Here is a 25,994-nt window from a genome sequence, read left to right as displayed (position 1 = left end):
CCCTCAGCGCGGGTCGCGCCCGAATTGTCTGCGCAGGGCATTCTTCGCCTTTTCCAGCACCTTCCTGCGTCCTTCGGACAGGTTGCTGCCGGCACGGTTGATGTAGAAGGTCAGCATCGACATCGCCGACCGGAACGGCTCCGCCTTCCTGCGCCCGCTTTGCTCGGCCGAGCGCTTGAGCGAGGCGGCGATGCGTTCGGGATCGTCCGATTGGAAGATGCCTTCCTCGAGGTCGAGCGCGTCGCTGTGGCGCGTGACCTCGCCCGACCATTTCCCGTCCTTCTCCTGCGTCATCTCGCACCGTCCTCTGCTGAACCGAACTCCGTCGCGGATCCAGTGTTCCATGGCGTGCTGCGACAGATTGGAACAAGTCCGGCCGTTCGCTGTTCGTTGGGCTCCAACAGACAGGGAGACCGCAGAAAGGAGACCGCCATGAGTGCCACCGGCCTCGACGTTTTCGACAAGACGATCCAGACGACGAACATATGGCTCAACGAGATCATGGAGGAGATGGGGCCTGACAGACACGTCGCCTGGCACATGCTGGGCGCGGTGCTTCGGGCCGTCCGCGACAGGCTGCCTCCGGACCTCGCCGCCCATCTCGGCGCGCAGCTGCCGCTGATCGTGCGCGGAACCTACTACGACCAGTACAAGCCTGCTGCGACCCCGGACCGGTCGCGGTCCCTCGACGCCTGCCTGGAGAAGATCGCCGACGAACTGAAGTTCACGCGGCCGGTCAACACACGGGACGCGCTGCGTGTCGTCTGCTCGGTCGTTGCGCGGCACGTCGACGAAGGGGTGATCACGAAAGTCCGCGATTCCCTGCCGGAGGATATCCGGCGCGTCGTCGGACCGAAGCCCGATTCATGACCGGCCGGACATGCATCACCCACTGCTCGGGAGGACAAGAGCCCATGTACACCCTGAATATGATCACCTTGCTTCTCATCATCGTCGGCGGGCTGAACTGGCTGTTCGTCGGCCTGTTCCAGATCGACCTCGGCGCTGCCGTCTTCGGCGGGCAGGACGCGGGGCCTGCCCGCCTCGTCTATGTCCTGGCCGGACTGTCGGCCGTCTGGCAGCTCTTCCAGTTCTTCAGCTCCCTGACCGACGACGAGATCGCCGGCCGGCGGTGAAGAAGTGGACTGGCGCCGGGAACACCGGTCGCCGCACGCGGTTTGGACAGCAGTCACGAAACACAGGGAGACTGCGATGAGCACCACGAAGAACGGCGCGCCGGCGATCGGCGGCACGAGCGAGACGCGGCTGCGCACCGGCAATGCCATGCCGGTCATGGGCCTCGGCACATGGCAGCTGACCGAGAATACGGCAGAGGCGATCCGGACCGCGCTGGAACTCGGCTATCGTCTCATAGACACATCAGGCGACTACGGGACGCAGCCGGGGATCGGCGAGGGCATCCGGCGCAGCGGCGTCGCCCGCTCCGATTTCTATCTCGTCACCAAAGTGGAGGAAACGGAGGACGCCTACGAAGCGACCCGCCGGAACCTGAACGAACTCGGCCTGGAGCACGCCGATCTCATCCTGATCCACCGGCCGCCGAAAGCGGGCAGCGGCGCGGATCTGTGGCGCGGCCTGATACGCGCCAGAGATGAAGGTTTTGCGACCGACATCGGCGTCAGCAACTATTCGGCCGAGCTGATCGACGCGCTGGTGGCGGCGACGGGTGAGACGCCCGCCGTCAACCAGATCGAGTGGAGCCCGTTCGGCCATAGCGACGCCATGCTGCGCTACGCCGCCGACAACGGCATCGTCATTCAGGCCTACAGCCCGCTCACCCGCACGCGGCGCCTCCACGACGCGACGCTGCGGGCGCTCGCCGACAGATACGGCAAGACCCCGGCGCAGATATCGATCCGCTGGAGCATTCAGCACGGTACGGTGCCGCTCCCCAAGGCCAACAAACGGGACCATATGAAGGAAAATCTCGATGTCTTCGACATCAAGATCTCAAAGGACGATATGGAGAGACTGAACGGTCTCAACGAGCGCTATTCCTCCCTCGGCAAGCTCCCCTACGAATAGGGAGTGTCTAGCCAGGGACGGGGAGCAGAGGCGCGACGAACGCGCCTCTGCCGATTCCGCCCTGGAGCATTTCTCCTTTTCGTTGAAACGGAGAAATGCTCTATCTCTTTGTTTTTACGCAATTCCGACCGCAAAACCGGTTCCCGCCTTTGCTGGAATTGCTTTAGGGACAGCGAGCGGTGTAGCGGGAACCGAACTCGTCCTCATACACGCAATAGCCGGGCTCGCTTGCCTGGCCGATCAGCGCGCCGACTGTCGCCCCGACCGCACCCCCGACGGCCGCGCCCGTGACGTCGCGGGAAACCGCGCCGCCGACCGCCGCACCCGTGGCTCCACCGATGACGGCGCCCCGCTCTGTCGCGGTGCAGCCGGTAATGAGGGCCACCAGGCCCAAGGCGGCGAGTATCTGCTTCATTTGCCTCCTCCATAGGTTCACGACCACCCGAACAGGGAGGAGACGCATTTGTTCCAGAGCCGTCCGCGAAGATCGGCATTGGGCTACCGCCACGACGTCCGCTGGATCGAGCCGACGGGATGGTTCTCGTCATGCTCCAGCGAGGAAGCGCTGGAAGCCTCGCCCATCTCCTTCAGCAGCCTCAACCGTGCCCGATTCAGCCTGCTCTTGACCGTGCCCATGGCGCAGCCGCATATGATGGCTGCCTCTTCGTAGGAAACGCCCAGCACGCCGATCAGCACCAGTACCTCGCGCTGCTGCTCGGGCAGGCGCTGGATCGCGTCGGCGATCTCGCGTCCCCGTGCCGACCATTCCTGCGTCGGGTCGGACGCCGGCCGCAGCGAGACGCAGTCGGTCGCTCCGGGCGCCTCCCGCCTCTCGACCTTGATCTTCGTGTAGAAGGCGTTGCGCATGATCGTGAACAGCCACGACTTCATGCTGGTGCCCGGCCGGAACTGGCAGATGCTCGACAAGGCGCGGGTAAGGGTCTCCTGGACCAGATCGTCGGCTTCGTGCGGATCGCGGTAGAAGGTTCGGGCGAAGGCGCGCAACGCGGGGATGAGCTGGACGATCTCCGCTTGCGAGGGAGAGGATTGGTGATCTTTCAGTCCATCCACCGGACTGGCCTCCTCATTGCGCGCCGGGCACGCTTCTAGAGGCTTAATGCGGGCTCGGACAGGAAGTTCCGGGATTTATGTCCGGAGGGAGGCGCCGTGGCCGCCGGGCCGCTGCCGCCGGAAGGCCGTCGAACGGCTCAGGGGCGTTCCTCGCCCTCCCGCCGCCTGCGCCGTGCCGCGAGCGCCGCCTGCAGCTCCAGCGCGAGTTCCAGAAGCCGCGCCGGCACCGCTTCCTTCTCGATCTCGCGCAGCAGGCGATCGAACTCGCCGGGCGCCGTTTCGGGCACACGGGCGTCGTGGTCTTCCGGGCAGTCCTGATCACGCATCGAGCGCGCCTCGACTCTTTCGATTCCTTCCCTGTCTGTATCAACGCCCTTGACCTGTTTTTCAAGTTTTTCAAGACAGCGGCCGCCCTTTCACGATCGAAGCAGCGGGAGGGAACGTCCGTCGACGGGCGCCGCCCGCCCCGCCGCGGCGCTGTGCTGCGGCGGGTTTTCGTTCTCGTCCGGGTTGGGCAGGGGATCTTCGTCGGGAAGCCTGGGAGGAGGATCGGGCTCACGCACGGGCTCCGGCGGAAACGGCTCCGGCGCAGGTGGTGGTACGGGTCCGGGCTCCGGCTCGGGCCACGGCTGAGGTGTGCTCATGATCAATCCTCCTTTTCCATCGAAACTCGCTCCGCGCCGACCCGTTCCATCCCCTTGCCGGCATCTCCCGGCAGCGACACCTCTTCGCCGAGAGCGGCGTGCACCCACAGCTGCTTGACCGCCACGAGGCAGACCACCGCAAGCGGCGTGGCGAGCAGCACGCCGAGCGGGCCGAACAGGATACCGAAAGCCAGGATCGCGAACAGGGTGACGGCCGCCGGCAGCGACACGGCGCGCTGTTGGATCAGTGGGCTGAGAACGTTCCCTTCGACCTGCTGGATGACCACATATAGCACGAGAACCCAGATCGCCGTCATCGAGTCGACGGCAAGGGCGAGCGCGAGCGCCGGCACCGCCGCCAGCATCGGCCCCAGGAACGGGATGAATTCGAGGACGCCGGCGATGAAGCCCAGCGCCAGCGCCGATTCTATTCCCAGCGCCCACAGGCCGAGAAAGGTCAGCGTGCCGACCGCCAGCATGGCTGCGATCTGGCCCGTCAGCCAGCGCTGCAACGCCGCGCCCAGCGCGCCGAGGGTCTCCTCCGCCCGGCCGCGAATGGCCGGCGGAAAGAGCTGCAGGAAGCCGCCGAGGTAGAGGCCGGGGCGGTTGCCGATATAGAAGCCCGCCACGACCACGAGCACCACATTCGCCAGCAGCGTCGCCGCGGCCCCCGACAGCCCCGCGATCCGGCTCACCAGCGTCGTCTCGTTGATCACCGCCTCCGCCCGCTCCGCCAGCCACTCTCCCATGTCGCCCACCCCGAGCCATCCTTCGAACGGCGCGAGCAGTTCGGGCAGCTGATCGCCCAGGTGCGCGAGTTGCGCCTGAAGCTGGGTGCCGAGCACGGCGAAGAAGAGACCGACGGCGAGCGCCACCGCCACTGCAGCGATGAAGAAGGAGAAGCCGTTGTTGAGGCCCGTCACCCGCATGACCGCGGCGGCGAGCGCCCTCAGCGCAATGGCGAAGAGAATGGCGGCGAAGACCAGAAGGACGATATCGCGCAGATACCACAGCGCCAGCGCCGCGGTCACGACGGCACCAGCGGCGAGAAGCCGCTGTATGAAGGCGCCGGGCAAGGCGGATGGCGGATGGTCGATCATGCATTGACTTTCGGCGTCTCCCGGCGGGACGCGCAGCTTCCGGAACGGGACCGCTGGATGAATCACGTCGCCAGTTCCCAGCCGCGCCTGAGGTCGGCGGCAAAGCGCGTGCGTTCCTCATCCCGCACAGCCGGATCGCGGATGCGGAGCAGGTATGAGGGATGGACGGTCGCGATCATCGGCGTGCCGTCTTCGAGCCGGCGGGCCTCGCCGCGCAGGGAGGCAATCGACGCCGGGCGCCCGAGAAGGCTGCGCACCGCGGTTGCCCCCATCGCCACCAGAACGGCGGGAGAGACCAGCTTGCGCTCCTGGCCGAGCCACCATTTGCAGCGTTCTATCTCCCCGGCATTGGGACGCTTGTGCAGCCGCACCTTGCCGCGCGGCACGAATTTGAAATGCTTGACCGCATTCGTCACGAAGACCGCCTGCCGCGGGATTCCCACCTCCGCCAGCGCCGCGTCGAGGATGCGCCCGGCGGGTCCGACGAAGGGGCGGCCGGCCATGTCCTCCTTGTCGCCCGGCTGCTCGCCGACCACCATCATGCGCGCCTGCCGGTGTCCCTCGCCGGGCACCACCTGCGTGGCGTTGCGATAGAGGTCGCAGCGCATGCATCCGGCCTCGGCCTCAGCCAGCTCCTTCAGTGACAAAGCCTCCACTTCCGCGGTCGACATGGCGGCTGGTCCCGCTACGGCTTCACCTTGCCGGCGCCGGCGACGACGCCTCCCGCAGAGGGAGGCGCCGACCTTCCCGGCAAGCCGGTCGAGGCTCAGGCCGTCTCGCGCGCCTTGGCCCTGTCGTTGGCGGAAGAATCCGCAAGCCCGGTCAGGTGCTCGTCGGTCTTGATCTCTTCCTTCAGCGTCGCATCGAGCAGCTTGACCGCCTCGGCGATGCCGAGTTCCCCGGCCCACCGTTTCAGCGTGCCGTAGCGGGTGATCTCGTAGTGCTCCACGGCCTGGGCGGCGGCGATGAGGCCGGCGTCGAGCGCCGGGGTATCCTTGAATTCCTCGATGATCTCCTCGCCCTCCGTGACGATGCCCTCGATCGCCTCGCATGTCTTGCCGCGCGGCTGCTTGCCGACGATCTCGAACACCTGCTGCAGGCGTTCGATGTGCCCCTCGGTTTCCTCGTGGTGCTTGTCGAACGCCGCCTTCAGGTCTTCCGACTGCGCCGCGCGCCTCAATTTCGGAAGCGCTTTGACGATCTTCTTTTCAGCGTAATAGATGTCCTTCAACGTGGCGAGGAAGAGATCTTCCAGCGTTTTTTCCTTGGCCATGACATGTTCCTTTCTCAACGGGCGATTGCTTGACCGGAAGCGCCGGCCTCAGACGCTTCCGGCCTGTTCCGCATGCCTGCCTTCGGCCACTTCCTCGACGACCTTGCCGACGAAGGCGGGCAGATCATCCGGTGTGCGGCTGGTGACAAGTCCCTGATCGACCACAACCTCTTCATCGACCCAGTCGGCCCCGGCGTTGACCAGATCCGTCCGGATGCTCCTGAACGACGTCAGCTTGCGGCCGTCGATCACGTCCGCCTCGGCAAGCACCCACGGGGCGTGGCAGATGGCGGCGACGGGCTTGGCCTGTTCGAAGAAGCCGCGCACGAACGCGACCGTCTTCTCGTCGCCGCGCAGCTTGTCCGCGCCGACGCTGCCGCCGGGAATGACGATCGCATCGAAGTCGGTCGCCGAGACTTCTGCAACGGTCTTCCCGACGTCATATTCGCCGGCAGGATCGATATCGTTCGTCACCGTCCGGGCCTTGCCTTTCGCAAGCCCGACGATCGTGACCTGTGCGCCTGCCGCCTCCAGCGCCTCCTTCGGCTTCGCAAATTCGGAATCTTCGGTTCCGCGCGGCGCGATCAGAATTGCTACTCTCTTGCCATTGAGTTTCATGAATACCTCCTGCTTGTCCGGTGTGACGGGATGGTCTTGCCAGGTAAGCTTGCCAGGTAAGGATGGGCGGGGCCTCAACTGCTTCCTGTGTTCGGTCCGGCTACGCGGTTGGCATTACGAAGTTGGCATGGCGATAACGCGCCCGTCCCGGAACGGTTCCCGGTTGCGGCAGATCGCGCCGCGCCCTTGCCTGGGACAATGGCTGGAACGAAACCGCCCGCGCGGCGTTCTCCTCCCGTCCGCTTCGAGGGATTCCGCATGGCGCCGCGATCGTTCTGGAAAGGCTATCTGAAGCTGTCGCTCGTGACCTGCCCGGTCTCGATGATGCCGGCGACGAGCGAGGACGAGAAGGTCCGCTTCCACACCCTCAATGCGGATACCGGCAACCGCGTCGTCAGCCGCTACGTCGACGCCGGGACCGGCGAGCCCGTCGACGAGGACGACGAGGTCAAGGGTTATCCGCGCGGCGAGGACGACCATGTGCTGCTGGAGGACGACGAACTCGAAACGATCGCGCTCGAGAGCACCCGCACGATCGACATCGATATGTTCGTGCCCTCCGACACGATCGAGTGGATCTGGTACGACCGGCCGCATTACCTGGTGCCGGACGACCCGGTGGGGGAGGAAGCCTTCTCGGTGATCCGCGATGCCATGGCGTCGACGGGGACCGTCGGGATTTCCCGTCTGATGCTCTACCGGCGCGAGCGCGCCGTGATGCTCGAACCGCGCGGCAAGGGGATCGTGCTTTGGACGCTTCGCTACGGCGACGAGGTGCGGGACGAGAAGGAGTACTTCGGCAACATCGGCGACGGCAAGGTCGACGCCGGCCTGATGAGGCTCGTGAGCGAACTCATCGAGGAGCGCACAACCTCATGGCATCCCGACATGGTCGGCGACCCCGTGCAGGCGAAGCTTCTCGATATCATCGCGGCCAAGAAGAAGGGCCGCAGACGGCCCGCCAGGACAAGGGGCCGGACGGAGGCCCAGCCGGGCAATGTCATCAATATCATGGACGCTCTCAGGAAGAGCATCGCCGCCGAAGGCCGGCGGCGGAAGCGGTAGCTTCATGCCGACGATTGCCGGGGGGACCGGACGGGCTCCAGCGGCGCGGCGGCGGCACGGAATCCGTCCCACGGATCGCCGGGGACCGCCGCCAGCCGGATCGGCATGTTCTCGACCGTGAAATAGCCCGGCCCGATCCCCGGGCCGAGTTCGTCCCAGCGCAGCGGGGCCGAGACGGACGCCCCCGGACGCGCCCGCGTCGAATAGGGCGCGACCGCCGTCGCGCCGCGCTGATTGCGCAGGTAGTCGATCAGGATCTTGCCCCGGCGCTTCGACTTGGTGATCGTCGAGATGAAACGGTCGGGGCTGTCGGACGCCATGGCATCGGCGAGCGCCTTGGTGAACGCCTTCACTGCCGGCCAGCGCGCCACGGGCGCGAGCGGCGAGACGACATGGAGGCCCTTGCCGCCGGACGTCTTGACGAAGGCGGCAAGACCGGCGTCCGTCAGGCGCTGCCGCACTTCATGCGCCGCATCGATCACCAATTGCCAGGGCGCGCCCTCACCGGGATCGAGGTCGAGGACGAGAAGGTCGGGCCGCTCCCAGTCGGTCACGGTCGAGCCCCAGGGATGGATTTCAAGAGCGGCCGACTGCACGAGGCCCATGAGCCCGTCCAGATCGTTGATGCTGATCAGCGGCTCGTCGGAAGGGTTCTGCGGGTCCTCCACCGGCACGATCGCGGGGTTGAGGCCCTTCCATGCATGCTTCTGGAAGAATTTCTGCCCGGCGATGCCGTTCGGGCAGCGCAGCAGCGCGAGCGGACGGCCGACGATATGGGGCGCAATGTGGCGCCAGACCTCCGCGTAATAATCGGCAAGCCCTTCCTTGGTGATGCCCTCGTCCGGCCAGTAGAGGCGATCGGGATGGGTGAGCCGAACGGTTCGGCGCTGCGGCGCGGGCGCCTTCGCGCCGGACTTCGGGATCTCGCGGACGATCTCCCGCGCGGCCTTGTCCTCACGCAGCCCCCGGAAGGAGGCGTGACGGAGGTTGCCGTCGGCCGTCCACGCCCGGAACTCGACTTCCGCCACGAGCTCGGGGCGCACGAACCTCACCTGCCGCGCCTCGTCGGCGGTCAGGCGCCCGGCAAAGGGGCTCGATGTCGTACGGATGCGTTCCAGCCGGCGCAGGAGTTCCTCGGCGACCGCGCTGCTGAAGCCGGTGCCCACCCGGCCGACATGGTGGAGATCGTCGCCGTCGTAGATACCGAGCACGAGCGAGCCGATCGCCTTGCGCGAGACGGTCGACGGCACATAGCCGGCGACGACGAATTCCTGCCGGGGGGAGCATTTGGACTTCACCCAGCTCTTGCCGCGGCCGGCCCGGTAGGGCGCGTCGCGGCGCTTCGAGACGATGCCTTCGAGGCTCAACCGGCAGGCATGGCGCAGCACCAGGGTCCCGCTTTCGTCGAAATGGCCGCTGGAGCGGATCATGCCGCCGTCGTCCGCCACCACCCGTTCGAGCAGCGCCTTACGCTCGACGAGCGGCAGCGCGCGCAAGTCGTAGCCATCGAGATAGAGCAGATCAAAGGCGTAGAAGACGGAACGGTCGGTCCGCCCCTCGCTCAGATCGGCCTGCAGGGCGGAGAAGTCGGAAGCGCCGGAATCGGTTTCGACCACGAGTTCGCCGTCGATGATGGCCGTCCCGACCGGCAGTTCCTGCAACGCGGACACCACCGCCTTTCCGAACTTCCTGGTCCAGTCGAGCCCGCCGCGGGTCAGCAGCTTCACGCGTCCCGCCTCGATGCGGGCCTGAAGCCTGTAGCCGTCGAACTTGATCTCGTGCAGCCAGCGCTCGCCGGTGGGCGCGGCGGAAACGAGCGAGGCGAGCATCGGCTCGACGAAGGACGGCATCGGGCTCTTCTTCGCGCCCTTGACCGTCGCGGGGTCGGGGGGGACAGCCGCCGCATCCGCCGCCTTCCCGGCCTCCGGCCCGTCCGGTTGTCGCGCCCGGCCGCTCTTCCGGATCCGGCCCGTCCGCGCGGACCAGCCCGGCGCTTCGCCGGCAACTTCGGCGATGTCACGCCCCGTCTGCACGGATTGCGGCCATTCATCGAGGATGTCGGCGGCGCCGTCCGGCCGGGCGAATTCGTCATCCCCCTTGATCAGCAGCCAGTTCTCACGTTTCTCGCGCGGCTTGGCGCGCATGCGGACGAGGTGCCAGCGGCCGCGGAGCTTCTCGCCGTCGAGCTCGAATTGGAGATCGCCCTTGGCATAGGCCTTGTGCGCGTCCCCGATCGGCAACCAGGTGCCGCGGTCCCAGACGATGACCGTGCCGCCGCCATATTGGCCTTGCGGAATCGTCCCCTCGAAATCGCCGTATTCGAGGGGATGGTCCTCGACTGCGACCGCGAGACGCTTCTCGCCGGGAACGAGGCTCGGCCCCTTGGGAACGGCCCAGCTCTTCAGCACGCCATCCATCTCCAGCCGGAAATCGTAGTGCAGACTGGTGGCGGCGTGCTTCTGGACGACGAAACTATTGCCGCTCTTGCGCGGTCTTCCGCCTTTCGGCTCCGGGGTCGAAGCGAAGTCGCGCTTCCGCCGGTAGGTCTCCAGCGCCATGGTCAGCCGGCCTTCCTGCGGGGACGGGGCGCGGCCGGGGCGGCCTTTTTCCTCGCGTCGGCCTTCCTCGCCGGCCTCCTGCCGGCGACGCCCGCGCTCTCACGCAGCGCCGCCATCAGATCGACCACCTTCTCGCGCTTCGGCTCCTTGCGCGGCTCGATCCTCCTGCCTTCGAGCTTGGCTTTCACCAGATCCACGAGCGCTTTCTCGTAGCGGTCATCGAACCGCGAGGCGTCGAACTTCCCCATCTTGGTGTCGATGATATGCTCGGCGAGGTCGAGCATCTCACCCTCGATCCGCATCTCGGCAATGTCCCTGAAGGCCTCCCCCGCCGGGCGCACCTCGTAGTCGAAATTGAGCGTGGTGGCGATCATGCCGTCATTGTGGGCACGGATGAGGAGGGTGCGAACGCGCCGGAACAGGACCGTCTGCGCGATCGCCGCGACCTTCTTCCACCGCATGCCCTCGCGAATGAGCGCGAACGCTTCCCCGGCCGTCTTGTCGGCCGGCGCCAGGTAGTACGGCCTGTCGAAATAGACATCGTCGATATCCCCGCAGTCGATGAAGGCCGAGATCGAGAGCGTCTTGTCACTGTCGGGGACAGCCGCGGCCACCTCCTCGGGCTCCAGCACGACATAGTCGCCTTCGCCGACCTCGTATCCCTTGACCTGCTCGTCCCTCTCGACGGGCCGGCCGGTGCCGCTGTCGACGAACTGCCGCCGGACCCGGTTGCCGGTCGCGCGGTTGAGGGTGTGGAAAGCGATGCGATCGGACGTCGAGGCAGCGGTATAGAGCGCCACGGGGCAGATCACTTCCACAAGCTTCAGATATCCTTTCCAGTTCGCTCTCGGTGCCACGGTACGCCTCCACCCGGTGTACTGGCCTGGAACAGCCGTGGCTGGGCATCAACTCTCGCGAGAAGTATCGCGCGGTCGACTGCTCGCCCGGATCACGGGGCAACGCCGTCCGCAGGATTTTGTTCCCTGGCCATGCCGAGCGAGGCGCCGGCACAGCGCGGCCGGCTGGCGAATGTCGGGGCGCAGGACGATCCGGTCACTGCCTGTCGGCAGGTTTATCCTGCGACATGAGCGAGGTGATGACAACAGAAGGGAGCGCGCTTGCCGCATAGGTGAACGTGCCGGATGACTTCACCTCCTCAGCCGCGCGCATCAAAGCACCCAGCGCAGCCCGCGCGAAGGACCCGCCGACGCTGATGCGGCGCACCCCCGCATCCGACAGTTCGGCCACCGAGTAGCTGCGCTCTCCAAGCCCCATGACCACGTTCACCGGCTTGTCCACGGCGCGGCATACGGTCCTGATCGCATCGATATCGGGGAGCCCCGGCGCATAGAGCACATCCGCCCCCGCTTCGGAAAACGCCTGAAGCCGCCTGATCGTATCGTCCAGATCGGGACGGTCCCACAGGTAGTTCTCGGCCCTGGCGGTCAGCACGAAGGGCAGGCCGCGTGCCGCTTCCGCAGCCGCCTCTATGCGTTCAACAGCTTGGGAAATATCGTAGATCGGAGCATCGGGATCGCCCGTTGCATCTTCGATCGATCCGCCGACCAGGCCGACTTTGCAGGCCATGCGGATGGTCTCGGCGCAGGTTGCCGGCGCAGCGCCGAAACCGTCTTCAAGATCGGCAGAGACCGGAAGATGCGTCGCATTCACGATCTCGGCGGCGTTGTCGAGTATCTCGCCCCTGCCAAGGCCGGCGAAGGAATCCCGTTTTCCCTTCGAAAACGCATAGCCCGCGCTCGTGGTCGCCAACGCCTCGAAGCCCAGACTGGTCAGAAGACGGGCCGAGCCCGCATCCCACGGATTGGGTATGACGAACGCTCCGTCCCGGTCGTGCAAAGCTCTCAGGCGTTCGAATTTCTCTTCCTGCTCCGACATGGTTTCCCCCTGTGCACAGCTACGCCGGGCAGTATAGCCGAAGAGAACAAAAAGGAAACAATTTCTTTGCCACTATCTGTCTATCGGTCTGGAACAGCCATGCGGCGCGGCAACGCCGCTTCGAAATCGCCGTAGCATGGTCGACGCAGACGGCCCGCTGTTTCGCCCCGTTGTTAGCGTTATTATTGCAGCACGGTTCTCCGAAGCGCAGAGATGGAGGCTGCCAGTGCTCAAGATCGGTTCAATTGTCTGGGGAGTGAGAGATGTCCCTCGCGCTATCCAATTCTGGTGTGCTGCCTTGAATTACAAGCCATTACGGGAGCCGTCGCCGGACTGGGCCATACTCGTTCCGGCCGAGGGCGAGGGCCAGCAGATGGCGATTACGGTTGTTTCGTCTGATGCCGAGAGCCACCAGCGCCACCACCTCGACCTCTACGCATCCAGTCAAAAATCTGAGGTTGAGAGACTTCTGTCGCTTGGCGCAAGGCGTGTTGAGTGGCGCTATCCCGAGGGCGCGGACTACGTCGTTCTTTCCGATCCGGACGGTAACACGTTCTGCGTCATAGAAAAGCAGATGTAGAATCAACGGCTCGAAGCGGCGGTCGGCCGCCATTCCCGGCCCTCTTGGAGCGGCGCCGCCCTATCCGTCGTCGCGCAGATAGATGCGGCGCACGGACGGCGCCATGGCGATCACCGCGACGCCCAGCAGCGCGGCTGCGAGGCCGATAAGGGTCTGCAGCCCGACGTAATGCGCCCCGACACCGAGCAGAAAGGCGCCGACGGCAGGGCCGCTTTTGAAGAGCAGCCAGTAGAGCGACAGCACGCGCCCGCGCATGTCCAGCTCGCTCATGGTCTGCGCCATCGACTGCATGCCGATATTGCAGACAACATGGAAGAAACCGGCAAACAGCATCATCGTCAGCCCGAATGTCGTCGCGCGCCAGAGGGAAAAGCCGACGAGCACCACCGCGATGCTGAAAGCAGCTGCAAAGGTGATGACGACGAGCGACGTCCGGCTGCGCGCCCGCAGCATCCAGCCGGCGCCAAACAACGCCCCCACCCCCTGCGCACTCATCAGCAGGGCGAGTGTCTCCGGGCCGCCCCCAAAAATCTCTCCCGCGATAGCCGGAAACAGCTCCGTGAACGGGCGTCCGAGGAGCGCGAACAGCGCCGTGAGCACGAACAGCAACCCGATCCGGGGCGTCTTGTAAACGTATGAAAAGCCGGACGCGATGTCCTCGAGCAGCGACGCACGCTCCTCAGCCGGAGGCGCCCGGTCTATCCACCGCCGAAGATAGACGATGGCCACCAAAAACGGCGCGAACGACAGGATGTTGAGCAGGATCGCCCAGTCCACCCCCCTGTGCAGCATGACGAAACCGCCGATTGCCGGCCCCAGGATGCGGGCCAGATTGGCCGCGATCGAGTTGGCGGCTATTGCCTGCGATGTCCGGTTGCCCGGCGCGATCAGGGCAATCACGAGCATGCGCACCGGCTGGTTGAAGCCCTGCACCGTGGAATCGATCACCGCCCACAGGAGCAGGCTGGCAGGCGTCGCCGCGCCGCCGACGATCATCAGCCACAACAGCGCAGCCGCGACGAGGCTCAGCCACTGGGTGAGAAGGATCAGCCGGTAGGGATTGCTGCGGTCGGCCGCGGTTCCGGCAAGCGGGGCAACCCAGATCGCGGATACGAGATCGGTGAGCGCGATGGCGCCCACCCACCCCGGCGAATGGGTGAGTTCCCACATCAGCCAGCCGACGGCCGCCTTCTGCATCCACGAACCGATGAAACTGACACATTGGGCGCCCGCGTAGACGGCCACGTCGGCCACCTTGGGCTCCACGTGCGCGGGCATAGATACCAAGCCGCTCATGGCTCACCAACCCCAGACATTCAGACGACCGGAAACGCGCCTGATCCAGGGCGAGATCTCGCGACCGATTTCATTCAATCCATAAACAATAATGCACTGGCGCGGCAAGGCAACTCCCGAACGCGTTCGTTCACGCGACGACGGGTCGATCCCCCGGTGCGCAATATGGGGTGCGGGGCGATCGCGGCGGAGGATCTGCCCGCGCCTAAGCCGCGTGATGCGCCAGCCTGCAACAATAAACAAGGCAGTAGTTAGATCAATTATAATCAAGGTACAATATAGATTTGCAATCGCCACTCATTATGGTAATGAATAGCCATTGATTGGATCATGCTGTCCATAAATATAATTACTCTAAATAAAATTCTGTGCTCAAAGCGGACTCTTGCCATGTCTTTTCGTCCCCGGATGCAGAGCTTTCATGTCGGGGTTGAGGTCATCTCTCCCCTCAACTGGCGTTCGTGGAGCGGCGTCGTCGCGGATGTCTGGGAGGTCGCCTGCCCGGGCGGTGCATGGGGGGAATACGTTTCGCCGGACCCGCGCCTGTTCATCGTTCTGGAACAGGCCGCCGGCATCGATGCGCCGGATGCGGGCATCGACATCGTCGATTCTGCCGGCGGGTCCGTGCACAGCGCGGCGAGCGGCGGCGGCAACCCCATCTGCTTCATTCCGGCGGACCTGCGCATCTGGTCGCGCGCCGAACCGTTGCGCCGGCTGAAGCATCTCGACATCCATTTCGACAGACGGACCCTTGAGGCGCGGATGGGCGAGAAGGTCGACAGCCGGTGCCTCGAAGCGCCGCGCCTGATGTTCAGAGACGATCGTGTCCTGCGGCTCGCCCGCCTGATCGCGGAGGAATGCGTGCGGCCGAGCGGGCTCGACGACATGTACGGCGACGGTTTGATCGGCGCGCTGCTGGCGGCGGCCCTTCAGCTGGAGAAGAAGGAACCACGCACGCGCAGCCGGCTGTCGCAATGGCAGTTGCGCCGCGCGGTCGCCTACATCGAGGACAATTGCCTGCGCCGGATCCGGCTTGAGGAGCTGGCGGAACTCACGGGGCTTTCCCAGTCCTATTTCAGCCACGCGTTCAAGGCGTCGACCGGCCTCCCGCCCCATCGCTGGCAGATGCGGGCACGGATAGAGAAGGTCAAGAAGCTGCTTGAAGACCGGGACGCGTCGCTGCCCGATGTCGCGGCCATGACGGGCTTCGCGGATCAGGCGCATCTGACCCGCATCTTCCGCAACATGGTCGGAACGACGCCGGCTGCGTGGAAGCGCGACCATGTCGCCTCCTGTCCGGTTTCCTTTCTCTCGCCCTCCGGAACGCCGGGTCTCCATACCTTCAACAAGCCAAAATCGTCCGATCCGCCACAAGAACGTTCAATCCAGTATCCCACGGTCGGTGCTAGACACGTGCGACAAAATGGACCGCCATGAACCGGTTGCGCGGGAGCGTGCCCGGCTTCTGGCGAGGTGCGGGAAAACACCAATGACGACACGCTCCGGCTTAGGTTTTATACTTGTATCCTCGACTGCCCTGCTCACGATCTGCCTGCCCTTGACCGCGTTCGGACAGGAGGCTGCTTCCGAGGTCACGCTCGAACCGGTGATCGTCGAGGCGGAGGCGGGCAACGGATCGGCGACCGGACCCGTGAACGGCTATGTCGCAAGAAACACTGCAACCGGCTCGAAAACCAGCACGCCCATCGAGGCCATCCCGCAGTCGGTCTCGGTCATCGGCCGCCAGCAGATCGACGATCAGGGCGCGCAGAAGGTGGACGAGGCCCTGCGCTACACGGCCGGCGTGTTCGCGCAGCCCTTCGGGCCGGACAGCGACACCAACTGGATGTTCATACGCGGATTCCAGGCGACGCAGCACGGCACCTATCTCGACGGCCTGCCGCTGTTCAGCTACGCCTTCGGCGGTTTCTTCGTCGATACCTTCAACCTGGAGCGCATCGAGGTGCTGCGCGGGCCGGCCTCTGTGCTTTACGGCGGCAGCAATCCGGGCGGCATCGTCAACTACATCAGCAAGCGCCCCACGGGCGAACGCAAGCGCTACTTCGAGACCGGCATCAACGACGCGGGCACCGCCTATCTCGGCGTCGACATCGGCGACAGGCTGACCGACACGTTCGACTACCGCTTCTCCGGCATCTTCATCGGCGGCGACGGCTATACGGATTTCGCCGAGGAGCTGCGCGGCTCCTTCTCGCCGAGCTTCACCTGGCGGCCCTCCGCCGACACCACCCTGACGGTGCTCGGCAACTACACCTTCTTCGACCAGAACCACGGCGGCGGCGGCTTCCTGCCCTACGTCGGCACCGTGCGCCCCGCCCCCTTCGGCCGCATCCGCCGCGACGCCAATTTCACCGAGCCGGACATCGATTTCTATAAACGCCAGCAGGTCACCGTCGGCTATGAGCTGGAGCACGCCATCAACGACCACTGGGCCGTGCGGCAGAACTTCCGCTTCGGCTACGCCGACGTCGAGGAAGTCGCGCCCTATCCTTATGGCTACCTGGGCTTTTCCCCCGTGCCCACGGACCCGGACTTCCTGCTCGAGCGCATCAATTTCGGCCATAAGACCGATCTGACGACCGTCACCATCGACAACCAGATCGAGGGCACCGTCGATACCGGGCCGATCAGCCACCGGCTGCTGTTCGGGTTCGACTACAAATATGTCGACATGAACCAGATACAGGCCACGGGCACGGCAACCCCCATCAGCGCCGTGTTTCCCATCTACGGCGCGTTGCAGGGCCTGCGCAGTCCTTACATCGACCAGAACATCAAGCAGAACCAGTTCGGCCTCTACCTGCAGGACCAGCTGCGCTTCGGCGACGGCTGGATCGTGACGCTGAACGGGCGCTACGACTACGTCGACACCAAGGCGACGGGCGAGCCGGCCTACCAGGGCAAGGATGCCAAGTTCTCGGGCCGCGCCGGCCTCGCCTACGAGTTCGACAACGGCATCACGCCCTATGCCAGCGTCGCGACCTTCTTCCTGCCGTCGGTCGGCTCGTCGCTCGCCACCAACATGTTCAAGCCCGAGAGCGGGCACCAGTACGAGGTCGGCGTCAAGTACCGGCCGACCTTCGTCGACGGCCTGTTCACGCTGTCCTTCTTCGATCTCACGCGCCAGAACGTCGTCACCGGGCCGTTCCTCGCGGAGACCCAGATCGGCGAGGTCAATTCCAAGGGCGTGGAACTGGAGGCCAAGGTCAACATCACCGACAACCTGCGGGTGCTCGCCTCGTTCACCGCCTTCGACCTCGAAATCACGGACGACGCCGACGCGGCGCTCATCGGCAACACGCCCTTCATCATTCCCGAGCAGCAGGCGGCGCTGGGCGTGGACTACACCTTCGACAGCGGCGTGCTGAAGGGTCTCGTGCTGGGCGGCGGCGTCCGCTATGTCAGCTCGTCCTGGGTGGATAACGAGAATACCCTGAAGGTTCCGTCGGCCACGGTGTTCGATGCGCGGGTCGGTTACAAGCGCGACAACTGGGGTGTCGATCTCAACGTCACCAATCTCTTCGACAAGAAATACGTCGCGAGCTGCCAGACCCAGTTCGCCTGCGGCTATGCCGAGCGGCGCGTGTTCAAGTTCAAGGCCCATATCGATTTATGACGCTGCGCATCGACAGCTCCGATGATCCGGCCGCCCCCCTCTACGAACTGGAGGGGGGTCAGCTTTTCCGCCGGTTCCCGCGTGATCATTCCCGGCCTGACGCTCTCCGTCGCGCCGGCGCGCGGCGCGCCGGAGGTGATCATGAGCACGGCCGTGCCGGAGAAACTCTACGGCTTCCGCATGGGGATCTTTCCCCATCCGCAATCCGGCCGGCCCATCGGCTATGGGGAGTGATTACCAGCTATGGGGAGTGACACGCGGTGCCCCGCCATGCGATAACGCGCCGCGCGGCGCTGGTTCTGGCAGGCGCGACATTGGCGCGGCCGGCCCTTGCCGGCGCGCAGCCGCAGCGCATCGCGGCGATCGACTGGGCGATGCTGGAAACGGCGCTGGCACTCGGCGTGACACCGGTGGCGGCGACGGAGCTCATCCAGTTCCGCAGGCAGGTGGTTGTGCCGGCGACGCCCGAAAGCGTCACCGATCTCGGGCTGCGCGGCACGCCGAACTTCGAGCTGCTGCGCATCGTCCAACCCGATCTTATCCTGATCTCGAACTTCTACGAGCATTTGCGGCCGATCTACGAACGCATCGCTCCGGTGTTCTCTGCCACTGTGTTCCGGCCTGGCGAACCGCCCTATCCGCGGGCCGAACAGGCCACGGCGGCGCTGGGCGAGCGTCTCGGCCTGGCGCGCGAGGCGGGGTCGCTCATCGACGGCACCCGCCGTGAACTCGCGGCGATCGGTGAGCGGCTTGCCGGCGTGGAGCGCCGCCCGATCTTCGTCGCCAGCCTGGGGGACGCGCGCCATTTCCGCGCCTTCGGCGACGACAGCCTGTTCGGCAATGTGCTCGGCCTGCTCGGCCTCGCCAATGCGTGGGAGGGCGCGTCGAGCTATTCCGCCGCCGCGCCGGTGGGGATCGAGGCGCTGGCGCGCGTGCCCGAAGCGCGGCTGATCGCCGTGGAGCCGACGCCCCCGGAGGTGCGCCGAGCCCTGGCGACGAGCGCCCTGTGGCGGTCGCTGCCGATGGTGCGGGAGGACCGCGTGGCGTTCATGGAACCCGTCAATCATTTCGGCGCGCTGCCCTCGGCGGAACGCTTCGCGCGGCTCCTCGACGCTCTCCTGCGTGGCACAAAGGGTGCGTCCCGTGGGGGTGCGTCCCGTGGCTGAGCATCTCATGACCGGGCGTCTGCCGGCCGCACGCCCGTCCGCGCGTCCGTGGCTGTTCTGGGGGGTGATGGCCCTGCTCGCGGCCGCCCTGTTCGCGGCGCGGATCTCGCTGCACCTGTCGGACCCCACGTTCGCGGCACCGCCCATGCAGGAGATCGGCCGGGTGATCCTCACCCACGGCCTCTTTCCCCGCGCCGCAGTGGCGCTCCTGGCCGGAGCGGCGCTCGGCCTTGCCGGCCTGCTGCTGCAGCGGGTGCTGCGCAATCCGCTGGCCGAACCCTCGACGCTCGGCATCGCGGCGGGCGCGCAATTCGCCATGGCCGCCGCCACCATCGCCGCGCCGGGGCTGATGGCGATCTCGCGCGAGGGCGTCGCGCTGGCGGGCGGCATCAGTGCGGCGGCGCTCATCCTCGCGCTCACGTGGCAGCGGGGGCTCGAGCCCGTTTCGGTGGTGCTCGCCGGCATGATGACGGCGCTGACGGCAACCGCGGCCAGCGCGGCGCTCATCCTCGCCAACGGCGACTACATGTTCTCGCTGTTCATCTGGGGCGGCGGCGCGCTCACCCAGCAGGACTGGGGCGCCACGGCGGCCATCGCCTCCCGCCTGATCGTCGTGGCCGCGGGCGCCGCGTTGCTGCTGCGTCCGCTCGCCATCCTCGGGCTCGACGACGCAACGAGCCGCAGCCTGGGGCTCGCCCTCAACGCCATGCGGCTCATGGTGATCGCGCTCGCCGTATGGCTCGCGTCGACCGTGACCGCCCAGGTGGGCGTGATCGGCTTCGTCGGCCTTGCCGCGCCCACCCTCGCCCATCTCGGCGGCGCCCGCACGCTGCGGGCGCGCATGATCGCCGCCCCGCTGATCGGCGCGATCCTGCTGTGGCTGACGGATGGGTGCATCCAGTTGACGGCGGGCGCCGAGGGCGAACGCATTCCCACCGGCGCGGCGACGGCGCTGCTCGGCGGCCCGCTGCTGCTGTGGCTCCTGCCGCGCATCCGCATGGCCGAATGGCCGTCGCTGCAGGCCGCGTCCGCAGCGGCAGCGCGCAGCGTGCGGCCGTGGCGGCTCATCGCCGTCATCGTCGCCGTCGGCCTGTGCGTGGCGGCGGCGGGCCTGACGGTGGGCCGCGGGCCGGACGGCTGGACGATCGCCACCGGCACGCTGTTTGCCGACCTGCTGGCGTGGCGGGCGCCGCATATGGGGATCGCCGGCGCGAGCGGCGCGATGCTGGCGGGCGCCGGCATGCTGTTGCAGCGGGTGACGGTCAATCCTCTCGCCAGCCCCGAGATCCTCGGCGTCGGCACCGGCGCGGGCGTGGGGCTGACGGCGGCGCTCTATCTCGTCGACAATCCCGGCATCGGCATCCAGTTCGCGGCCTCCGCATCGGGTGCGCTCGTCGTCCTCGTGCTGATGCTCGCGATCGCCGCCCGCAGCGGCTTCGGGCCGGAGCGCCTGCTGCTCGGCGGCGTCGCCATGGGCGCGCTGTGCTCGGCCGTACTGACGGCCGTGATCGCCACCGGCGGCGTGCAGGCGTTCGCCCTGCTGCGCTGGATCAGCGGCTCAATCAACATGGCCGCCCCGGAACAGGCGTTGCTGGCGGGGCTCGCCGCGCTGGCGCTGCTCGCGCCGCTTCCCTTCATGAGCCGCTGGCTCGACATCCTGCCGCTCGGCACCGTCACCGCGCGGGCGCTGGGCGTGCCCGTGCGGCAAAGCCATGCGGCGCTGATCGCGCTCGCCGGCCTGCTGACGGCGACCGCCGCGCTGTTCGTCGGCCCGCTGAGCTTCATCGGCCTGATCGCGCCCCATCTGGCAAGGCTCATCGGCCTCACGCGCGCCCTGCCCTGCATGGCGGGCAGCGTGCTGATCGGCGCCGGGCTGATGATCCTGTCCGACTGGCTGTCGCGGATGGTGGCCTTTCCCTATCAGCTGCCCCTCGGCCTGTTCGCCGCCCTGCTCGGCGGCCCCTACCTGATCTGGCTGCTCGGCCGCGGGCGCGCCGGCGCCGGACATTGAAACGGAGAGCGCTCATGACCGACACGCCCAACACCCCCCGCCTCGTCTCCTCGGCCCGCATCGCGCTGGAGCGTCCGCGCGACATGCTCGACCGCCTGTGCGGTCACCTCGCGGAACACGTCCCGGTGGAGCGCCTCGATGACGGCGCGCGGTTCGTCTCCGACTTCGGCACGGCCCGCGCCGGGATCACCGAGGGCGCGCTCGCCGTCGTGCTGGAGAGCGCCGACGACACCGGGCTGTCGTTCCTCAAGCAGATCGTGGCCGAGCACGTTCTGGCCTTCGCCGGCGAGCCGAAACCCGTGATCCGCTGGAGCGGCGACGGCAAGGTGGGGGAACTGCTGCCCTATTTCCGCGAGATGCGCGTCGTCTCGGTGGGCAACGTGACGCCGCTGATGCGACGCGTGGTGCTCGCGGGCCACGACCTCAGCCGATTCGCCACCGGCGGCCTGCACGTGCGGCTGCTGTTTCCGCCACCCGGGATCGCGCCCCCGGAATGGCCCGTCAACGGCGAGGACGGACGGCCGCGATGGCCGCAGGGCGCAGCGAGACCGGCGGCGCGCGTCTATACCATCCGCCATATCGACACGGAGAGGGGAGAAGTCGCCATCGACATGGTGCTGCACGGCGATCCGGACGACGACCACGCCCCCGGCGCGGGCTTCGCGCTGCACGCGCGACCGGGCGACATCGTCGGCATGACCGGCCCCGGCGGCGGCTCCATCGGTGAAGCCCGCCGCTACATCCTGCTCGGCGACGAAACCGCCCTGCCCGCCATCGCGCGGCTGCTGGAGACCATGCCGACATCCGTGGAAGCCGCGGTTTTCGTGGAGGTGGCCGATGCTTCGGAGGAACAGGCGCTCACCTCCGCCGCCCGCCTCGACCTCAAATGGCTGCACCGCAACGGCACCGAGGCCGGCAGCACCGATCGTCTCGCGCGGATCATCCGCGGCCACCCTTGGCTGAACGACGGTGGGGACGCGCCGCTCGTCTGGGCCGGATGCGAGCACACGCAGGCGCGGACGATCCGCCAGTTCGCGTTGAAGGAGGCGGGGCTGACGCGTGAAAAATGCCACGCCGTCGCCTACTGGCGCCGGGGCGTTGCCGGTGACGACGCGCGCAAGGATTGATCAGTTGCCATTGACAGCAGCCGCTGGCCGGCTATGCAACCTCATCCGGCAATTCGTTCACCGGCTCCGCCTCCCGCCGGACGCCAGACCGACGTGACATCATGATCGACCTTCTGAAACGCTTCGCCGCCTACTACCGCCCGCATACGCGGCTGTTCCTGCTGGATTTCGGCTGCGCCGTCGTCGCCGGGCTGCTCGAACTGGCGTTCCCGCTGGCGGTGACGCTGTTCATCGACCATCTGCTGCCGACGGGCCAATGGGGTTTCATCGTTCTGGCCATGGCGGGGCTTTTCACGATCTATCTGATCACCGGCGGGTTGCAGGCGATCGTCGTCTACTGGGGGCACATGCTCGGCATCAACATCGAGACCGAGATGCGCCGCAGGGCTTTCGACCACCTCCAGAAGCTCTCCTTCGGCTTTTTCGACAACAACAAGACCGGGCATCTCGTCGCCCGCCTGACGAAGGACCTGGAAGAGATCGGCGAGGTCGCCCACCACGGGCCGGAAGACGTCTTCATCGCGATCATGACCCTGATCGGGGCGTTCATCCTGATGCTCTGGGTCCATGTGCCGCTCGCGGTAATCACGGCGCTGATCATGCCGCTGATCGCATGGCTGACAACGCGCTACGGCAGCCGCATGACGGCGACATGGCATGCACTCTACGGCCGGGTGGCGAGCTTCAACGCGCGCATCGAGGAGAACGTCGGCGGCATCCGCGTGGTGCAGGCCTTCGCCAACGAGGACCACGAGCGGCACCTGTTCGCGCAGGACAACCGCGCCTACCGCAACACCAAGCTGCAGGCCTACAAGGTGATGGCGGCGTCCACGACGCTGAGCTACCTCTCCATGCGGCTGGTGCAGATCGTCGTCATGCTGGCGGGGAGCTTCTTCGTCATCCGGGGCGAACTCACCCCCGGCGGGTTCGTCGGCTTCCTGCTGCTCGTCAATGTCTTCTTCCGCCCCATCGACAAGATCAACGCGGTCATCGAGACCTACCCCAAGGGCTTCGCGGGCTTTCAGCGCTACGAGCGCTTTCTCGATACCCGCCCGGACATCGACGACAGGGAGGGCGCCGCCGACGTCGCGACGCTCAGGGGCGCGATCCGCTACGACAAGGTCCGCTTCGGCTATCAGCCCGGAAGGCCGGTGCTCGACGGCATCAGCCTGACGGTCAATCCGGGCGAGACCGTCGCCTTCGTCGGACCGTCGGGCTCCGGCAAGACGACGATCTGCTCGTTGCTGCCGCGCTTCTATGAAGTCGATTCCGGCACGATCACCATCGACGGCATCGACATCCGCGACATGACCCTGCGCTCGCTGCGCCGGAACATCGGCATCGTCCAGCAGGACGTCTTCCTGTTCGCCGGCACGATCCGCGAGAACGTCGCCTACGGCCGCCTCGACGCGGGCGAGGACGAGATCCGGGAAGCCATCCGCCGCGCACGGCTGGACGATCTCGTGGCGACGATGCCGGACGGGCTCGACACGATGATCGGCGAGCGCGGCGTCAAGCTTTCGGGCGGGCAGAAGCAGCGTCTCGCCATCGCCCGGATATTCCTCAAGAACCCGCCGATCCTGATCCTCGACGAGGCGACATCGGCGCTCGATACGGAGACCGAACGGGCCATCCAGCAATCGCTGGGCGAGCTGTCGCGGGGCCGCACGACGCTCGTCATCGCCCACAGACTGGCCACCATCGCCCACGCCGACCGCATCGCGGTCGTCCGCAACGGCCGGATCGTCGAGGAAGGCCGGCACGCCGACCTGCTGGCGTCGAACGGCCTGTACCGGATGCTGTATTCAGGTTCCAGCGCCTTGGGCGAAGCCAGCGCCGGCTGCTGAAGCGAGACGGCCTGAATCCGTATCGCCGTTTTCACCGGCGATCCTCCAATGCCCGATCGATAAGCTTGTCAATGAGTTGGATCGACAACGTAGAATAGATCTAACTCATTGAGCTTGCGTGTTAAATTGCTTCAGAATATTGTGGCGGCCATTGCCCGGGCCACCAGGATCGCCTGCCTGGCTCTATGAGGCACGGGACAATCAGAGGTTACGAATTGGCATAGAGGACGGCGGTCCATCCCGGACTGCCGATCCCCGTTTTCCGTTCCGGCGGGTCGAGCGATTTCTCGATGCGGTGAATATCGCGTGTCGTGTCAGGGAGAGCACGATGAAGGATGGTCCTGAACGGCGCGTGAGCCTCTATCTCGACCAGCGCGCGGTGCTGGTCGCCTACGCCTCGCGCATGGTCGGGTCGCGCGATATTGCCGAAGAGGTCGTCCAGGAGGCCTTTATCCGGTTCGTTCCGGGTTCGGCCGGCAGTTCGGCAGACCAGCGTCCGGCAAGCTATCTGTTCCGGATCGTGCATAACCTCGCGCTGGATTTCCTGCGGCGCAGGAAGCGCGAGAACGCCGGAGCGGCCGAAAACGCACCGTCATGGACACGGCCGCAAGCCGAGCCCACTCCCGAGGAGGCACTCTTGTTCTGCGAAGGCGTGCAACGGTCGATGGCCCTCGTTGCGGAGCTGCCGGAGGACCAGCGGGTGGCGCTCGAAATGCACCGCTTCGGCAACTATACGCTGGATGAGATTGCGGCGCACCTCGGCGTTTCAACCGCCACGGTGCATCGGCTCATCAGAACGGCGCTCGCGACCATTACGCTGGGTCTCGACTGTGAATGACCGCGCCATTAGAATTCTTCTCATCGATCCGGAACGGCAGGGACAGCACGTTGCCATGGGAATTCGCGGGGGACCCACTCGTGTATGACAGAGGATCCGATGAGGAACGGGCGTTGGTCGAAGAGGCAGCCGGCTGGCTGGTGACCTTGAAGGACACGCCGAACGGATCGCCGGTCTCCGGAGAGTTCGAGGTCTGGCTCGCCGCATCGGCTGACCATCGTCGCGCCTGGGAGCGGGTGAACGCGACATGGGGCCTGCTCGGCGCCAGCAGGAAGCGCGACGCTGCCGAAAACGACGTGGCGATGCGTCCGAGCCGCGGCCCGTCACGGCGCGCGACAGCCGATCGGGCCGTAGGTCTGGCCATGGGTCTGGCCATGGGTCGGGCCACGGATCGCGCCATGCCCGGACGAGCCGCCGGACGCCGGCGGTCCCGCACCGTCGCCGCGCTCGGTGCGGGGCTCGCGATCGCCGCGCTTCTGGCTTTCGTCGCGCCGGACGCGCTTGTCAGGATGCGTGCCGATCATCTCACCGCTGCGGGTGAGACGGAAAGGGTGCGGCTGGTCGACGGCACGCTCGTGGATCTCGGGGGAAACAGCGCGATCAAGATCAACGTGGAGGGGCGGGAACGTCTTGTCACGCTCCTCGCCGGCGAAGCGTTCTTCGATGTCGCGCCGGATCCCGCGCGCGCCTTCGTCGTCAATGCCGAGGGGCTGGAACTGCGGGTGCTGGGCACCGCGTTCGACGTCCGCGTGACATCGACGGACACGACAGTCGCGCTGCTGCGGGGGTCGGTCGAGGTCCTCCCCGCTTCCGGAGAGCCCGCGCGCAGGTTGTCGCCGGGCGAGCAGCTGGAAATCGACCGCGGCAGCGGCGTCATGACGGTGGGCGCAGTGTCTGCGGAGAATATCGGCGCGTGGCGGCAGGGCCGCGTGTTCCTGACCGATGTCAGCCTCGGCTCCGTCGTGGAGATGATCCAGCGCTACCACACGGCCTGGATCTCGGTGCCCGACCGCTCTCTCGCGGCGATCCGCGTCAGCGGTCTTTTCGATCTCAACGATCCCGACGCCGCCTTGGCGGCGCTGGTCAAGCCCTTCGGCGCCAAGGTGCGGTCCGTCACCCCTTACATGCGCGTGATCACGCGTTTGTGAACGCCGTTCGAGGCGTCGGTTACATTTTTTTCCATGAATCGCGCCGCCGCGTGAAAAATCGCGAATCCTGTTC

The 25,994-nt window shown here is 66.4% G+C and carries 27 protein-coding genes; 14 read left to right on the top strand and 13 right to left on the bottom strand.

Annotated features, from left to right (window positions below; all coding sequences use genetic code 11):
- Window positions 1–3 precede the first annotated feature (3 nt).
- Window positions 4–294 carry a DUF3175 domain-containing protein gene (locus ACUSIJ_RS16025; RefSeq protein ID WP_449309412.1) on the bottom strand — a complete coding sequence of 97 codons (291 nt, stop codon included), beginning with the start codon at window positions 292–294 and terminating at the stop codon, window positions 4–6.
- Between the two features lie 138 nt (window positions 295–432).
- Here ACUSIJ_RS16025 and ACUSIJ_RS16020 point away from each other — a divergent pair, with 138 nt between their 5' ends.
- The 3 genes from ACUSIJ_RS16020 (at window position 433) to ACUSIJ_RS16010 (ending at window position 2,046) form a co-directional block, all read left to right on the top strand.
- Window positions 433–870, top strand: coding sequence for a DUF2267 domain-containing protein (locus ACUSIJ_RS16020; protein WP_449309411.1), 438 nt, complete (start codon window positions 433–435; stop codon window positions 868–870).
- A gap of 44 nt (window positions 871–914) precedes the next feature.
- On the top strand, window positions 915–1,136 hold the full coding sequence (locus tag ACUSIJ_RS16015; RefSeq protein WP_449309410.1) for a DUF378 domain-containing protein: 222 nt from the start codon (window positions 915–917) through the stop codon (window positions 1,134–1,136).
- Between the two features lie 148 nt (window positions 1,137–1,284).
- The gene (locus ACUSIJ_RS16010; protein ID WP_449309459.1) at window positions 1,285–2,046 is read left to right on the top strand and encodes an aldo/keto reductase; all 762 of its coding nucleotides are present in this window, start codon (window positions 1,285–1,287) and stop codon (window positions 2,044–2,046) included.
- Between the two features lie 163 nt (window positions 2,047–2,209).
- Here the strand turns inward: ACUSIJ_RS16010 and ACUSIJ_RS16005 are convergent, their stop codons facing one another.
- The 8 genes from ACUSIJ_RS16005 to ACUSIJ_RS15970 all read right to left on the bottom strand — a co-directional run bounded on the left by ACUSIJ_RS16005 (window position 2,210) and on the right by ACUSIJ_RS15970 (window position 6,752).
- Window positions 2,210–2,461 (bottom strand): glycine zipper domain-containing protein, encoded by a 252-nt coding sequence (locus ACUSIJ_RS16005; protein ID WP_449309409.1) that lies wholly within the window; start codon window positions 2,459–2,461, stop codon window positions 2,210–2,212.
- Between the two features lie 83 nt (window positions 2,462–2,544).
- Window positions 2,545–3,108 (bottom strand): sigma-70 family RNA polymerase sigma factor, encoded by a 564-nt coding sequence (locus ACUSIJ_RS16000; RefSeq protein WP_449309458.1) that lies wholly within the window; start codon window positions 3,106–3,108, stop codon window positions 2,545–2,547.
- A 146-nt stretch (window positions 3,109–3,254) separates the two neighbouring features.
- The gene (locus tag ACUSIJ_RS15995) at window positions 3,255–3,443 is read right to left on the bottom strand and encodes a hypothetical protein (RefSeq protein ID WP_449309408.1); all 189 of its coding nucleotides are present in this window, start codon (window positions 3,441–3,443) and stop codon (window positions 3,255–3,257) included.
- Between the two features lie 90 nt (window positions 3,444–3,533).
- A complete protein-coding gene (locus tag ACUSIJ_RS15990) occupies window positions 3,534–3,761 on the bottom strand; it encodes a hypothetical protein (protein WP_449309407.1) in 228 nt (75 codons plus the stop codon).
- A 2-nt stretch (window positions 3,762–3,763) separates the two neighbouring features.
- Window positions 3,764–4,861, bottom strand: coding sequence for an AI-2E family transporter (locus tag ACUSIJ_RS15985; protein WP_449309406.1), 1,098 nt, complete (start codon window positions 4,859–4,861; stop codon window positions 3,764–3,766).
- 62 nt (window positions 4,862–4,923) lie between these two features.
- Window positions 4,924–5,532, bottom strand: a complete 609-nt coding sequence (locus tag ACUSIJ_RS15980; protein WP_449309405.1) for a UdgX family uracil-DNA binding protein — start codon at window positions 5,530–5,532, stop codon at window positions 4,924–4,926.
- A gap of 95 nt (window positions 5,533–5,627) precedes the next feature.
- Window positions 5,628–6,134, bottom strand: a complete 507-nt coding sequence (locus ACUSIJ_RS15975) for a YciE/YciF ferroxidase family protein (protein ID WP_449309404.1) — start codon at window positions 6,132–6,134, stop codon at window positions 5,628–5,630.
- A 48-nt stretch (window positions 6,135–6,182) separates the two neighbouring features.
- The gene (locus ACUSIJ_RS15970; protein ID WP_449309403.1) at window positions 6,183–6,752 is read right to left on the bottom strand and encodes a type 1 glutamine amidotransferase domain-containing protein; all 570 of its coding nucleotides are present in this window, start codon (window positions 6,750–6,752) and stop codon (window positions 6,183–6,185) included.
- A 258-nt stretch (window positions 6,753–7,010) separates the two neighbouring features.
- On the opposite strand from ACUSIJ_RS15970, the gene ku (ACUSIJ_RS15965) reads away from it, so the two are divergent.
- Window positions 7,011–7,817: a non-homologous end joining protein Ku gene (gene ku, locus ACUSIJ_RS15965; RefSeq protein WP_449309402.1), complete on the top strand. Its 807-nt coding sequence runs from the start codon at window positions 7,011–7,013 to the stop codon at window positions 7,815–7,817.
- Between the two features lie 2 nt (window positions 7,818–7,819).
- Here the strand turns inward: ku (ACUSIJ_RS15965) and ligD are convergent, their stop codons facing one another.
- The 3 genes from ligD to ACUSIJ_RS15950 form a co-directional block, all read right to left on the bottom strand.
- Window positions 7,820–10,375, bottom strand: coding sequence for a DNA ligase D (gene ligD, locus ACUSIJ_RS15960; RefSeq protein WP_449309401.1), 2,556 nt, complete (start codon window positions 10,373–10,375; stop codon window positions 7,820–7,822).
- A gap of 2 nt (window positions 10,376–10,377) precedes the next feature.
- The gene (gene ku / locus ACUSIJ_RS15955; protein ID WP_449309400.1) at window positions 10,378–11,232 is read right to left on the bottom strand and encodes a non-homologous end joining protein Ku; all 855 of its coding nucleotides are present in this window, start codon (window positions 11,230–11,232) and stop codon (window positions 10,378–10,380) included.
- A 196-nt stretch (window positions 11,233–11,428) separates the two neighbouring features.
- Entirely contained in the window at window positions 11,429–12,271 is an 843-nt protein-coding gene (locus ACUSIJ_RS15950) for an isocitrate lyase/PEP mutase family protein (RefSeq protein WP_449309399.1), read from the bottom strand.
- Between the two features lie 136 nt (window positions 12,272–12,407).
- Between ACUSIJ_RS15950 and ACUSIJ_RS15945 the strand changes: the two genes are divergently transcribed.
- Complete coding sequence (locus ACUSIJ_RS15945; RefSeq protein ID WP_449309398.1) at window positions 12,408–12,851, top strand: VOC family protein; 444 nt, start codon at window positions 12,408–12,410, stop codon at window positions 12,849–12,851.
- Between the two features lie 60 nt (window positions 12,852–12,911).
- Here the strand turns inward: ACUSIJ_RS15945 and ACUSIJ_RS15940 are convergent, their stop codons facing one another.
- A complete protein-coding gene (locus tag ACUSIJ_RS15940; RefSeq protein ID WP_449309397.1) occupies window positions 12,912–14,147 on the bottom strand; it encodes an MFS transporter in 1,236 nt (411 codons plus the stop codon).
- Window positions 14,148–14,537: 390 nt separating this feature from the next.
- On the opposite strand from ACUSIJ_RS15940, the gene ACUSIJ_RS15935 reads away from it, so the two are divergent.
- The 9 genes from ACUSIJ_RS15935 (at window position 14,538) to ACUSIJ_RS15895 (ending at window position 25,921) form a co-directional block, all read left to right on the top strand.
- Window positions 14,538–15,584, top strand: a complete 1,047-nt coding sequence (locus tag ACUSIJ_RS15935) for a helix-turn-helix domain-containing protein (RefSeq protein ID WP_449309396.1) — start codon at window positions 14,538–14,540, stop codon at window positions 15,582–15,584.
- A gap of 52 nt (window positions 15,585–15,636) precedes the next feature.
- On the top strand, window positions 15,637–17,784 hold the full coding sequence (locus tag ACUSIJ_RS15930) for a TonB-dependent siderophore receptor (RefSeq protein WP_449309395.1): 2,148 nt from the start codon (window positions 15,637–15,639) through the stop codon (window positions 17,782–17,784).
- A gap of 21 nt (window positions 17,785–17,805) precedes the next feature.
- Complete coding sequence (locus tag ACUSIJ_RS15925) at window positions 17,806–18,018, top strand: hypothetical protein (protein ID WP_449309394.1); 213 nt, start codon at window positions 17,806–17,808, stop codon at window positions 18,016–18,018.
- A 26-nt stretch (window positions 18,019–18,044) separates the two neighbouring features.
- Entirely contained in the window at window positions 18,045–18,950 is a 906-nt protein-coding gene (locus tag ACUSIJ_RS15920; RefSeq protein WP_449309393.1) for an ABC transporter substrate-binding protein, read from the top strand.
- 7 nt (window positions 18,951–18,957) lie between these two features.
- Window positions 18,958–20,961 carry a Fe(3+)-hydroxamate ABC transporter permease FhuB gene (fhuB, locus tag ACUSIJ_RS15915; RefSeq protein WP_449309392.1) on the top strand — a complete coding sequence of 668 codons (2,004 nt, stop codon included), beginning with the start codon at window positions 18,958–18,960 and terminating at the stop codon, window positions 20,959–20,961.
- 14 nt (window positions 20,962–20,975) lie between these two features.
- On the top strand, window positions 20,976–22,088 hold the full coding sequence (locus ACUSIJ_RS15910) for a DUF2218 domain-containing protein (protein WP_449309391.1): 1,113 nt from the start codon (window positions 20,976–20,978) through the stop codon (window positions 22,086–22,088).
- 101 nt (window positions 22,089–22,189) lie between these two features.
- Window positions 22,190–23,935: an ABC transporter ATP-binding protein gene (locus ACUSIJ_RS15905; RefSeq protein ID WP_449309390.1), complete on the top strand. Its 1,746-nt coding sequence runs from the start codon at window positions 22,190–22,192 to the stop codon at window positions 23,933–23,935.
- 328 nt (window positions 23,936–24,263) lie between these two features.
- A complete protein-coding gene (locus ACUSIJ_RS15900; RefSeq protein ID WP_449309389.1) occupies window positions 24,264–24,773 on the top strand; it encodes an RNA polymerase sigma factor in 510 nt (169 codons plus the stop codon).
- A gap of 113 nt (window positions 24,774–24,886) precedes the next feature.
- A complete protein-coding gene (locus ACUSIJ_RS15895) occupies window positions 24,887–25,921 on the top strand; it encodes a FecR family protein (protein WP_449309388.1) in 1,035 nt (344 codons plus the stop codon).
- The last annotated feature ends 73 nt before the right edge of the window (window positions 25,922–25,994 follow it).

It is taken from the genome of Pseudochelatococcus sp. B33 (assembly GCF_053570585.1).
The sequence above is the reverse complement of the archived record's forward strand: the minus strand, read 5'-3'. Positions and strand labels throughout refer to the sequence as shown.

What these genes read in the sequence shown, in the direction of transcription:
- ACUSIJ_RS16025 (WP_449309412.1), bottom strand. Translation starts at nt 294, where the DNA reads ATGACGCAGGAGAAGGACGGGAAATGGTCGGGCGAGGTCACGCGCCAC.
- ACUSIJ_RS16020 (WP_449309411.1), top strand. Translation starts at nt 433, where the DNA reads ATGAGTGCCACCGGCCTCGACGTTTTCGACAAGACGATCCAGACGACG.
- ACUSIJ_RS16015 (WP_449309410.1), top strand. Translation starts at nt 915, where the DNA reads ATGTACACCCTGAATATGATCACCTTGCTTCTCATCATCGTCGGCGGG.
- ACUSIJ_RS16010 (WP_449309459.1), top strand. Translation starts at nt 1,285, where the DNA reads ATGCCGGTCATGGGCCTCGGCACATGGCAGCTGACCGAGAATACGGCA.
- ACUSIJ_RS16005 (WP_449309409.1), bottom strand. Translation starts at nt 2,461, where the DNA reads ATGAAGCAGATACTCGCCGCCTTGGGCCTGGTGGCCCTCATTACCGGC.
- ACUSIJ_RS15995 (WP_449309408.1), bottom strand. Translation starts at nt 3,443, where the DNA reads ATGCGTGATCAGGACTGCCCGGAAGACCACGACGCCCGTGTGCCCGAA.
- ACUSIJ_RS15990 (WP_449309407.1), bottom strand. Translation starts at nt 3,761, where the DNA reads ATGAGCACACCTCAGCCGTGGCCCGAGCCGGAGCCCGGACCCGTACCA.
- ACUSIJ_RS15985 (WP_449309406.1), bottom strand. Translation starts at nt 4,861, where the DNA reads ATGATCGACCATCCGCCATCCGCCTTGCCCGGCGCCTTCATACAGCGG.
- ACUSIJ_RS15980 (WP_449309405.1), bottom strand. Translation starts at nt 5,532, where the DNA reads ATGTCGACCGCGGAAGTGGAGGCTTTGTCACTGAAGGAGCTGGCTGAG.
- ACUSIJ_RS15975 (WP_449309404.1), bottom strand. Translation starts at nt 6,134, where the DNA reads ATGGCCAAGGAAAAAACGCTGGAAGATCTCTTCCTCGCCACGTTGAAG.
- ACUSIJ_RS15970 (WP_449309403.1), bottom strand. Translation starts at nt 6,752, where the DNA reads ATGAAACTCAATGGCAAGAGAGTAGCAATTCTGATCGCGCCGCGCGGA.
- ku (WP_449309402.1), top strand. Translation starts at nt 7,011, where the DNA reads ATGGCGCCGCGATCGTTCTGGAAAGGCTATCTGAAGCTGTCGCTCGTG.
- ligD (WP_449309401.1), bottom strand. Translation starts at nt 10,375, where the DNA reads ATGGCGCTGGAGACCTACCGGCGGAAGCGCGACTTCGCTTCGACCCCG.
- ACUSIJ_RS15950 (WP_449309399.1), bottom strand. Translation starts at nt 12,271, where the DNA reads ATGTCGGAGCAGGAAGAGAAATTCGAACGCCTGAGAGCTTTGCACGAC.
- ACUSIJ_RS15945 (WP_449309398.1), top strand. Translation starts at nt 12,408, where the DNA reads ATGGTCGACGCAGACGGCCCGCTGTTTCGCCCCGTTGTTAGCGTTATT.
- ACUSIJ_RS15940 (WP_449309397.1), bottom strand. Translation starts at nt 14,147, where the DNA reads ATGAGCGGCTTGGTATCTATGCCCGCGCACGTGGAGCCCAAGGTGGCC.
- ACUSIJ_RS15935 (WP_449309396.1), top strand. Translation starts at nt 14,538, where the DNA reads ATGTCTTTTCGTCCCCGGATGCAGAGCTTTCATGTCGGGGTTGAGGTC.
- ACUSIJ_RS15930 (WP_449309395.1), top strand. Translation starts at nt 15,637, where the DNA reads ATGACGACACGCTCCGGCTTAGGTTTTATACTTGTATCCTCGACTGCC.
- ACUSIJ_RS15925 (WP_449309394.1), top strand. Translation starts at nt 17,806, where the DNA reads ATGATCCGGCCGCCCCCCTCTACGAACTGGAGGGGGGTCAGCTTTTCC.
- fhuB (WP_449309392.1), top strand. Translation starts at nt 18,958, where the DNA reads ATGACCGGGCGTCTGCCGGCCGCACGCCCGTCCGCGCGTCCGTGGCTG.
- ACUSIJ_RS15910 (WP_449309391.1), top strand. Translation starts at nt 20,976, where the DNA reads ATGACCGACACGCCCAACACCCCCCGCCTCGTCTCCTCGGCCCGCATC.
- ACUSIJ_RS15905 (WP_449309390.1), top strand. Translation starts at nt 22,190, where the DNA reads ATGATCGACCTTCTGAAACGCTTCGCCGCCTACTACCGCCCGCATACG.
- ACUSIJ_RS15900 (WP_449309389.1), top strand. Translation starts at nt 24,264, where the DNA reads ATGAAGGATGGTCCTGAACGGCGCGTGAGCCTCTATCTCGACCAGCGC.